Consider the following 8,377-nt stretch of genomic DNA (forward strand, 5'->3'; position numbering starts at 1 on the left):
TTCCATTACAGATATCACAGTGAACATGAATAACCATCCAAGACTAGTCGGAGTGAACATAGGAAAACTTAGCCCAGTCATATCAATCGCTTTACAGCAAACATAAAAATACAAGATCTCATATTGCTATAGTCTTATACCAAGATAAGTCGCGTGTTACAACCTATCCTTTAATTATTAAGTATGCATTTCTTCCGTTACATACTAGATTCAGCATCATCACATCCATTCCTTGAAAAGTATCGGTCTGCACAATCTTTGACTAGAGCTTCACGAGTTTTTTCATGAATTTTCAACAACTGATTTAAGACAAAAATTCGCTGAACCTTATCTTCGGCAAACATGAAAAGTTGCTGTTTATAATAATCAATTTGCCTTTTATTAGCCCCAAAATGCCGCACGTTTTTTTCGTATAAACTGAGTAACTGTAACTGCAGATTATAAACCTCATCATAATTCATGTTAGGCATCCTCTCTGAAATTGTAGTTCTTAATAAGCCATTGTCTCCACCTTTCAATAATTGATACTGTTTAAGTGAAGCTACTACCATTAAAGCTTTCAATCCATTTGCATTGGTAACGGCGAACAAGACCAAGCTTAAATTCTGTTTCTTCCGCTAAATCAAAAACAGCTACCCCAAGTTAGCCTCGGAGGTAGCTGCGATATTCTATAGAAGATATCATTCAGTTCTTACTGAACTTTTACTCATATGAGATGCTAAATGACAAATAACAGCAAACTTCAACCTTTACCTGAAGCTCATCAACCTTCTGCCAAACGCAGCAATCAAATCGGCATCTGCAATAAGCGTAATGGTAGCTTCTCATCACTTGAATGATAAGGATTGCTTTCACGAGTTTACCTAGATAGCAGTCTTGTTTAACGTTCATCGATTCAGATTCCGAGGTTTTGCTGTGGGCTCAGCATAGTTATCGATGAACAACTCAGGCCAAGTGGTAGATTCCGGTTCCATTAGCTCTGTGCGGAAGAACCCAGGCTCGATAACGGCTTCGAGTAAGAAGCGGATTACGCAGCCAAAAATAGAGATAATATGACCTGAGCGTGCTTTATGGATGAATGGGAGCACAACTCGGGTAACGTTCATCGGACTGATAAGATTGGTGTTGATCCAACTCTCTATCTGAGCCGGACTCAATTCTTTCAATTTTTGGAGTTTATCCGCCTTTTCAAATGCCCTATAAAGATCTGATTAGGGTCAGAAGAGTCGAATTCTCGATTTACGGCTTTATCAAGAGAATCAATTTCCTTAGCAAAATCGTAAGCATTCGGCCCAAAACCCCAACTTCTCTTTATCGGTCTATAGTATTTGATTAAAATCTCTTTAGCACGATCATCCTCATGTCCCATAAGCTTAAGTTCACGAATGACTTCTTTAATATAGGGTCTATTCAGCATATGTCTCGAATTGATCATGAAATTACCACCCGTTTTTTTGAGTTAACTCATTACTCTGTGATCAGATCCACTTTTAATCTATAGTATCACTTAAATTACGTTATTTAATTCCCATAAGAAACACTCAGCTCTCAGTTGATATTATTCTTGTATCTCAATGAGCGCTGATCAAAGCAACCCTACATTTATTTAAGAAAGTTGCACATACAACCCCTATTTGATTTTTCTTTAAATCCGATAAGTGCTTGAATATCCCCGATGGATGTTTCTTCTGCAGGAATCAATTTAGGAAACCACAAATGGAATTCAGCCTGTTGTTCCGGTGTAGTGTTTACTGCATAATCATCTTCAATCATGCCAGGGTACATTTTATTAAATTCTTCCCCTGTATAACCACTTAGGAATTGCGCACCAAGTCATCGACTGTGGATCAGCTATCCTTATGCTGATGATGAAGGAAAATCTATGCTTCCCTCTGAAGTGATTAACCATGTTAAGGAGCTATTTCCCAAGATAGAAAACAAACAGCTTTGGACGCAGCCCTCATCTCTTATGGATGAAGAGACACAGCTTGATTTTATTACTGGGACTGGACAGGTGTTATCACATCTAATCGTCCAACTAAAGGGTTTTATGAATGGTGAGAATATTACGACGGATGGTTGAATGTCTATAATTTCTACCTTTCCCAAGAAACCCTTAAGGGGAAAACGGAGCTGATCGCAAATTCTTTGAGATATAACAATCAAGAAGAGAAACTCCAAATGCAAAAGAATCTCTTGTTGTACGGAAATAGCTTACAATCTTCTGTTTCACGAATGGAGCGTTTTGTAGCATGTCCGTTTTCTCATTTTGCATCTAATGGGTTACGACTTGAAGAAAGAAAAACGCATCGCTCGCGGAGTCTCCAACGGGGCCTAGCCCATATGTAGGGAATTTGAAGGAAGAAATCGATAAAATATCTTCCTTAATAGAGGTTTCAGATCATTCTTGGGCCGAGCTTTATGAGATGTTTCAGACCCAATTGTTTGGTCGTTTAAAGCCTTGCAAAAAAGATCAGTTTGATCTCAACTTTTACGAAAGCAGCAGCTGCAGAGATGCGGGAGCGGATTCGTGAAGCACTAGAGAAGGAAGATTATAAGCATCCGGAATCGGAACATATCCGCCGACAACTTGCCTTACTAAATCGAGCAAACATTATGAAAAAAGGTCAGTGAATACGGAAATTCGTGCACGTCACTACAATTTCATCATAAGTTATTCGTTCTATGATCGATGTAGAAATTGAGAGATTCAAAAAGTTTATCAGCGTCTTTCGTAATTTCCGGTGTTATCAGTGAGAATCTAGCGAAATCAAGTAAACCGCTATAATAATTTATCGTTTCTACGGCCATATTTAGCAAATCTATAATATCTTGGAGCAGCATTGGAGCATCCTCTGCAAGTTTAAGGCGGTCTTTTTCTAAAAAATACTTTTTATCATAATGCGCATATAGTTGGTTTCTCCAGGTCCTAATAATATTGATGGATTCTTTTTTTTCATTCTCGTATTTTTCCCGATCTGCTTGCGCTTTCTTATATATTTTCTTGTCAGTGAAAAGATGAGGATTTGCCTCTATTAGATTAAGAAACTTGAAAATTGTACCGTACCCATTTTTATCAAATATCTTAAATACCTGGATAACCATATCATTGAAAAGAGAATCCATCGTTATAACAAAATAGGATATGGCAATATCACTTACCCCCTGATTGTCCACGAATTTATTGTGCATGTACAGATGGAGGTTCAGTTTATTGTTTGAATGGTATATTTCTTTAAATAGTTGTTCCATAAATTCAAGTAAATCCTCTTTTGTATATTGTGTACTCATTATCACTGCCCCCAAGGTATTTATTTTAACTCTTGTACTCTCATAATACACGATGAGGATTTTTTTCTATACCACATATCGGGAACTTATTAATTAAACTAAGGAGCCAGACCAGTAGTGGCCGTACAACCCGATGTAACTGGCGCGTTTACTTACTACATTATTTTCAGACTAAATCTATATTTCTGATTAATTAGACTATTATAATATCGAGAGAAACTTATGACCTCTATGGTATTGACTAGTAATAAAAGAGCCCAGTCCCCAAACAACGGAGGACTAGGCTCTTTTACTCTATTAGCTTACTCGGATCAGTTTAGACCCGTCGAAATAGTATAAATACTTCTCAATAACAGGCACTTTCCATGTCGTTACTATGGCACGTTCATAGAGTTTCAATTGCAGTCGATATTTCCCTTCTAACTCATCCTCAGTTTTGCCTTTTGTACTGTCTGATTTAAAATCAAGTAGCACAAGACCACGCTCATCCTCAAATAAGCAGTCAATAACACCTTGGATGAGAATCACCTCATTAGCAGTAGGACCGACAACATCCGGATAAATATCACCAGCGGTCAAACCAAAATTAAAAGGTACTTCACGCTTTAGATGTTTAGCCTGTGTGACCCTTTTTCCAATGGCTTCTTTAAAGAACAATGCAATTACCTTAGGATCAATAACCTCTGCCTGCTGCTAAGTAATAAGCCTCTTATAGAGTAGCTTCGTTACTGTAGCCTCGACTTCGGGAATACCGATCGTTTTTCCATCTCCACTCAATGGAAGATGCTGCATCACTGTGTGATACACTGTGCCCCGTTCAGCAGATGTCAATTTGGATGCTTCTAGAAAGCGTGGTCGCCGAAAAGCATTCATACCCAGTGAATTCGCTTTTTCCTGTAACGTAGGAATAGCATAACCATCACCGGAAGAGATCGAAAATGCAATCTGGTTCGCCTCCCCTAACCGCTTATCTCCGTTACACTTGTTTTGGTTGATAATTGTGTTGCTTCAAGGTGTGGGTATGTCCACTTTAATCGGCGCTCAACTTCCAGACTCCACGTTTCATTTTCAACTGGTAATGGCCGATTATTCATCAACGCATCCAATTGTTGTTCTCGAACAGGATTCTGCTCTTTAATCAGATTGGTTAACATCCGAAAAAAACTCTTTTTTCGTAGGATCAACGACATGAATCGTCCAGGCCGCTTCATCCGTGTTTAGAATAGAAACAATTGACTCTTCAATCCCTATCCGACTTCGGAGAATTGCAGCGTCCGGATGGCGAATCAGTGATGCCCCTACCCAGTCCATAAAGCAATTCGCATTCGATATATCAAAGTCGGGTAACATTATTGGGTTATGCTCCAGGTGTTTACCCCATGATGCAATTTGACGATCAAGGTTGCGTATTGCACCTACGATAAAGAGTTTTTCCTTTGCTCGAGTCAGTGCAACATAGAGGACCCGCATTTCTTCAGCGAGCATCTCCATTTGCATCCGGCGCTTTATAGCAATAGCCGGTAACGATGGATAGCTTACCCGAACCCTCGTATCCACTACTTTCGGACCGAAACCAAGCTCTTTGTGGATCAGAAAGTTTCCTTTCAAATCGAGAAGTAAGACCTCCACATTACAACTAGAACTAGACTCAGCTGAATCATAATAAGTTGCCCCATACACAAGCTCCGCAAACTCTCCAATTAAAAGACTTCTATCAGTGCTGAGTTGTAATTGAACCCAATGTTTGAATCGCAAACCTGATTAAGGATTGGATATGTGATTCCGATATCCAACTAATATCGTATCTATGTGTTTAGGCGAGAAAATAATATCATTTTATTTAGGGGGATGGTTCACAATGATTTCTACACTCACTGTTCGTCAAGCAACATTAGAGGATTTGAATAGTATTCTTCGGATTTACAATCAGGGTATCGAAGATAGGATCGCTACGCTTGAAACCGAGGAAAAAAGTTTAGCTTACATGAACAGATGGTTCCAAGATCACCAAGGACGCTATAGCATCTTAGTGGCTGAAAGAGAAGACGAAGTGATCGGCTGGGCCTCTCTTAACCCTTATTCCCTTCGCTGCGCATATAACGGTGTTGCAGACCTCTCTGTTTACATTGATCGTAACTTTCGTGGACAAGGTGTAGGAAACTCCCTTCTCGAATCCTTGGAAAAGTCAGCACTAGAGCAAGAATTTTATAAAATCGTACTTTTTACCTTTCCCTTCAACCAAGGAGGTCAAGAATTGTATCAGAAAAGGGGCTACAGGAAGGTTGGAGTTTTTGAGAAACAAGGCGTTATGGATGATGCTTTTATAGATGTTATGATTATGTAGAAGCTATTGTAAATCTATTTACCACATTGATTATTGAGCAAGGGGATCCAATCAACCACAATAATCTCTTTATTTTAAAAGCAGTTACTCTTATCTAATGATTAAAGAGGTGTCATAACATGAGCTTAAATTTTTACGATTATCGTGAAATGATTGCTAAAAACTTGGTAACTTTTCTTCGGCTGAAAGGCTATTCTAAATTGTCTTTGTCCAAACTATCAGACATCTCCCGACCTATCATTGATCAGATCATCAAAGGTGAAAGTTTAGACTCCCAACTGTACAATAAACAAATCGAAAAGATCAATAAAACATTTGACTTGCCAGATAACTATTTCATTACCTCCCACAGCTCGATGACTCCAACAACGTATACTTACTCAGATCAATATGTACATTCAGAAAGAACTCCAGAAGTTAAGGAATTGTTGGATGGCTTGTATAGCATCCTGGACATTTATTCTCTGTACTTAAAGTAAGAAAATAAAACTACATAGTAATAGTTGAACTGAACCCCGGATAGTAGACACTTTAAAAAAAGTGAACCATATTCGGGGAAGACTCTTTTAGGTGTAAGTGTGATTTGTGAAAAGCACCTAAGGTACCAAGCTGAAGAACAGCCAACACAGTATATTAGCGCCCACAGCCCTCGAGGATATTCAGAAATAGCAGTCTCGATCACTGTCCAATCGCTACATCACTATCTGCCTGAATGGATTGAATCTGAAACTCTATCTTGGAAGCGCCCAGGAAAAAGTTATCGATTTTGCTATAGGCATCAGCGAAGAGAAGCCACATCAAATTCAAGGTTATAATTTGGCTAGTGAGAGGGTACCACGTTAAAACATTAGAATTATTTAACAGATAAACCATTAAGAAGCTCTCGATGACTTCCTATAAATTCCACCTTTAAACCAGAAGCTCGAACGAGCTCCCAATGCTTAATAACGGTATTTGTTTTCATTGATTCTAATGCTCTGATTTCAATTCGCCTACTTTGAAATTGATCTATCGACTCCAGTACATTATCTAGCTGATTTGATGTCTCAGGTAGTTTATGTAACATATTAAATAGCAGAGGTAACTTTCCCATCCTTTTCCCTATTTCAGTCTTTGTAACTCTGATAAGTTTAGTATGCTTTTCATTTAATATAGCATCAGCAGTATTTTTCACCTCTTTAGCAAGTTCAACATCCCGTTCTTTCCAGTTAACTCGTTCTTTCTGAATAGCCTCGTATTTCTTAATCGGCGTATTTTCAGTCAGCCACTTTCTATCATGTCTGTACAACCATGTATATCCAGCCTGATCTAGTCTCCTTAACTCAGTTACTGATGCATGGCTATTTTTCTTTTTTAATCCATTCCATCTTTCTCTATATACCATAATTTCATGCTGATTCTCAATCTTAGTTACAGCAATGATATCTTTGTTAGTCAAATTATTAACCACCGTCTTCGGATCACACCCAAGTATTCTGGCCATTTCCCTCAAAGGAATATCTTCATGAGCAATTGCTCTTAATTTCTCGCTCCACTCTTCTCCAAATTTTTTCACTCTTCCAACTCTAAAACGATCATCCGTGGTTTGATCTGGTCCCTTACGCGAATAGACAAACCCGCATGAACATGAAAACGTGCCAATAGGCTTCCCTGTTTTGGAGTCTCTAGTAACTTCACACGATTGGATAACCGAGTCATTATAATGTTTTGCAGCTTTATTAAGACATGGCCAGGGACCCTTTCCAAAAGGCTCAAAAGATAGCTTATCATGGCATATTCCATTATATGTACTTTCAACAGTCTCACCCAGAAATTGAAGTACCAGTAGATGCCTTAATGGATGGCATGTAACTCGTGGTTTTCGAAGTAACTTATGTAACCATGTCGCTTCTTGCGAAGGTGCAATGTAACTTTGAAGACTCATAAGTAACTCTTTACCGAAAAACTGAGTGAATGCAAGAATTAAATCCGCCCATCTAATTCTTCCTGAATGATTGGATAAACCCATTCGTTGTAATTTCATAACATAAAACTGATTAATATTTTTTAATCCAAGTGGTTCAAACCTATAATTTAATAGATTATAGGTCTGTTTAGCGATATAATCTATTATCTCAAAAGAGTGCGGCTGTATTGAAATCTGTTGGTGTCCGACTGTATCCTCCAAAATACTTTCTAAAGAAATAAACACATGTTTATTTCTTTGCTTAGCATGAGATACATTGCTTCTAATCAGAACATTGTTATGATAATGGCATATAAAAACACCCTCTGCCTGATGCGATCTATGCCAATATGCTTCTCCATAAGTTTCACGATCTTGATCAACACAGTTCGGGCAATATTTTAGATTTTCTTCTACCTTTACTGCCGAGGCTGGCTTTCCTAAATGCATATATGCACTAGCCCCTTTGTCCAAGATCATTATCTCCTCCAAACCTAAATTCTTTTCATGAGAAAGAAAAGGCATATAATATGGAAAAAATGTATGATTAGCTATTAATTCTCCAGGTGTAAGTTTACTTCCTATTGGCATATTTCTACAAAGAGCGGCTAGGTGAGATGGAAACAACAATGCTGCACATACATTCCTATCACCAAATAAATCGTCTACTGTTTGTTTATGATTTTCACTTCCTGAATCTCTATGATATCTTGCTAATGTACTATACAGTATTTCATCAGGAAATAAAAAAGGGAAATTTATCATAATGCTTTCACTCCTACTACTCGGCATTAAGA

Annotated in this window: 13 protein-coding genes and 1 pseudogene; 4 read left to right on the forward strand and 10 right to left on the reverse strand. The window is 38.1% G+C overall.

The window, feature by feature from the left end; all coding sequences use genetic code 11:
* Positions 1-197: 197 nt before the first annotated feature.
* The 4 genes from ACWNM1_RS29590 to ACWNM1_RS29605 form a co-directional block, all read right to left on the reverse strand.
* Entirely contained in the window at positions 198-461 is a 264-nt protein-coding gene (locus ACWNM1_RS29590) for a hypothetical protein (RefSeq protein ID WP_256717611.1), read from the reverse strand.
* A gap of 426 nt (positions 462-887) precedes the next feature.
* On the reverse strand, positions 888-1,166 hold the full coding sequence (locus tag ACWNM1_RS29595) for an SDR family NAD(P)-dependent oxidoreductase (protein ID WP_076296449.1): 279 nt from the start codon (positions 1,164-1,166) through the stop codon (positions 888-890).
* Positions 1,163-1,435, reverse strand: coding sequence for a hypothetical protein (locus ACWNM1_RS29600; RefSeq protein ID WP_076296450.1), 273 nt, complete (start codon positions 1,433-1,435; stop codon positions 1,163-1,165). The genes ACWNM1_RS29595 and ACWNM1_RS29600 overlap by 4 nt, the downstream gene beginning before the upstream one ends.
* 167 nt (positions 1,436-1,602) lie before the next feature.
* On the reverse strand, positions 1,603-1,785 hold the full coding sequence (locus ACWNM1_RS29605) for a hypothetical protein (protein ID WP_449603777.1): 183 nt from the start codon (positions 1,783-1,785) through the stop codon (positions 1,603-1,605).
* 97 nt (positions 1,786-1,882) lie between these two features.
* Here ACWNM1_RS29605 and ACWNM1_RS29610 point away from each other — a divergent pair, with 97 nt between their 5' ends.
* On the forward strand, positions 1,883-2,083 hold the full coding sequence (locus ACWNM1_RS29610) for a hypothetical protein (RefSeq protein WP_449603778.1): 201 nt from the start codon (positions 1,883-1,885) through the stop codon (positions 2,081-2,083).
* Between the two features lie 395 nt (positions 2,084-2,478).
* Positions 2,479-2,616, forward strand: a pseudogene (locus tag ACWNM1_RS29615) (UvrD-helicase domain-containing protein); the annotation flags it as partial.
* 51 nt (positions 2,617-2,667) lie between these two features.
* On the opposite strand, the gene ACWNM1_RS29620 reads toward ACWNM1_RS29615, so the two are convergent.
* The 5 genes from ACWNM1_RS29620 to ACWNM1_RS29640 form a co-directional block, all read right to left on the reverse strand.
* Positions 2,668-3,291 (reverse strand): AbiU2 domain-containing protein, encoded by a 624-nt coding sequence (locus tag ACWNM1_RS29620; RefSeq protein WP_449603779.1) that lies wholly within the window; start codon positions 3,289-3,291, stop codon positions 2,668-2,670.
* Positions 3,292-3,588: 297 nt separating this feature from the next.
* Positions 3,589-3,948 (reverse strand): PD-(D/E)XK nuclease family protein, encoded by a 360-nt coding sequence (locus ACWNM1_RS29625; RefSeq protein WP_449603780.1) that lies wholly within the window; start codon positions 3,946-3,948, stop codon positions 3,589-3,591.
* Between the two features lie 36 nt (positions 3,949-3,984).
* Positions 3,985-4,122 carry a hypothetical protein gene (locus ACWNM1_RS29630; RefSeq protein WP_449603781.1) on the reverse strand — a complete coding sequence of 46 codons (138 nt, stop codon included), beginning with the start codon at positions 4,120-4,122 and terminating at the stop codon, positions 3,985-3,987.
* 128 nt (positions 4,123-4,250) lie between these two features.
* Positions 4,251-4,445 carry a hypothetical protein gene (locus ACWNM1_RS29635; protein WP_449603786.1) on the reverse strand — a complete coding sequence of 65 codons (195 nt, stop codon included), beginning with the start codon at positions 4,443-4,445 and terminating at the stop codon, positions 4,251-4,253.
* Positions 4,426-4,899, reverse strand: coding sequence for a 3'-5' exonuclease (locus tag ACWNM1_RS29640; RefSeq protein ID WP_449603782.1), 474 nt, complete (start codon positions 4,897-4,899; stop codon positions 4,426-4,428). Before ACWNM1_RS29640 ends, ACWNM1_RS29635 begins: the two co-directional genes overlap by 20 nt.
* A 253-nt stretch (positions 4,900-5,152) precedes the next feature.
* On the opposite strand from ACWNM1_RS29640, the gene ACWNM1_RS29645 reads away from it, so the two are divergent.
* The gene (locus tag ACWNM1_RS29645) at positions 5,153-5,635 is read left to right on the forward strand and encodes an arsinothricin resistance N-acetyltransferase ArsN1 family A (RefSeq protein WP_449603785.1); all 483 of its coding nucleotides are present in this window, start codon (positions 5,153-5,155) and stop codon (positions 5,633-5,635) included.
* A 119-nt stretch (positions 5,636-5,754) separates the two neighbouring features.
* The gene (locus tag ACWNM1_RS29650) at positions 5,755-6,114 is read left to right on the forward strand and encodes a hypothetical protein (RefSeq protein ID WP_449603783.1); all 360 of its coding nucleotides are present in this window, start codon (positions 5,755-5,757) and stop codon (positions 6,112-6,114) included.
* 374 nt (positions 6,115-6,488) lie between these two features.
* Here the strand turns inward: ACWNM1_RS29650 and ACWNM1_RS29655 are convergent.
* Positions 6,489-8,377, reverse strand: a 1,889-nt coding sequence (locus ACWNM1_RS29655) for a TnsD family transposase (protein ID WP_449603784.1), incomplete at its 5' end; no start/stop codon positions are given.

The organism is Paenibacillus sp. Marseille-Q9583 (assembly GCF_976954365.1).

Coding starts and splice junctions, on each gene's coding strand:
- ACWNM1_RS29590 (WP_256717611.1), bottom strand. CDS start 461: ATGAATTATGATGAGGTTTATAATCTGCAGTTACAGTTACTCAGTTTA.
- ACWNM1_RS29600 (WP_076296450.1), bottom strand. CDS start 1,435: ATGATCAATTCGAGACATATGCTGAATAGACCCTATATTAAAGAAGTC.
- ACWNM1_RS29605 (WP_449603777.1), bottom strand. CDS start 1,785: ATGTACCCTGGCATGATTGAAGATGATTATGCAGTAAACACTACACCG.
- ACWNM1_RS29610 (WP_449603778.1), top strand. CDS start 1,883: ATGCTTCCCTCTGAAGTGATTAACCATGTTAAGGAGCTATTTCCCAAG.
- ACWNM1_RS29620 (WP_449603779.1), bottom strand. CDS start 3,291: ATGAGTACACAATATACAAAAGAGGATTTACTTGAATTTATGGAACAA.
- ACWNM1_RS29635 (WP_449603786.1), bottom strand. CDS start 4,445: ATGTTAACCAATCTGATTAAAGAGCAGAATCCTGTTCGAGAACAACAA.
- ACWNM1_RS29650 (WP_449603783.1), top strand. CDS start 5,755: ATGAGCTTAAATTTTTACGATTATCGTGAAATGATTGCTAAAAACTTG.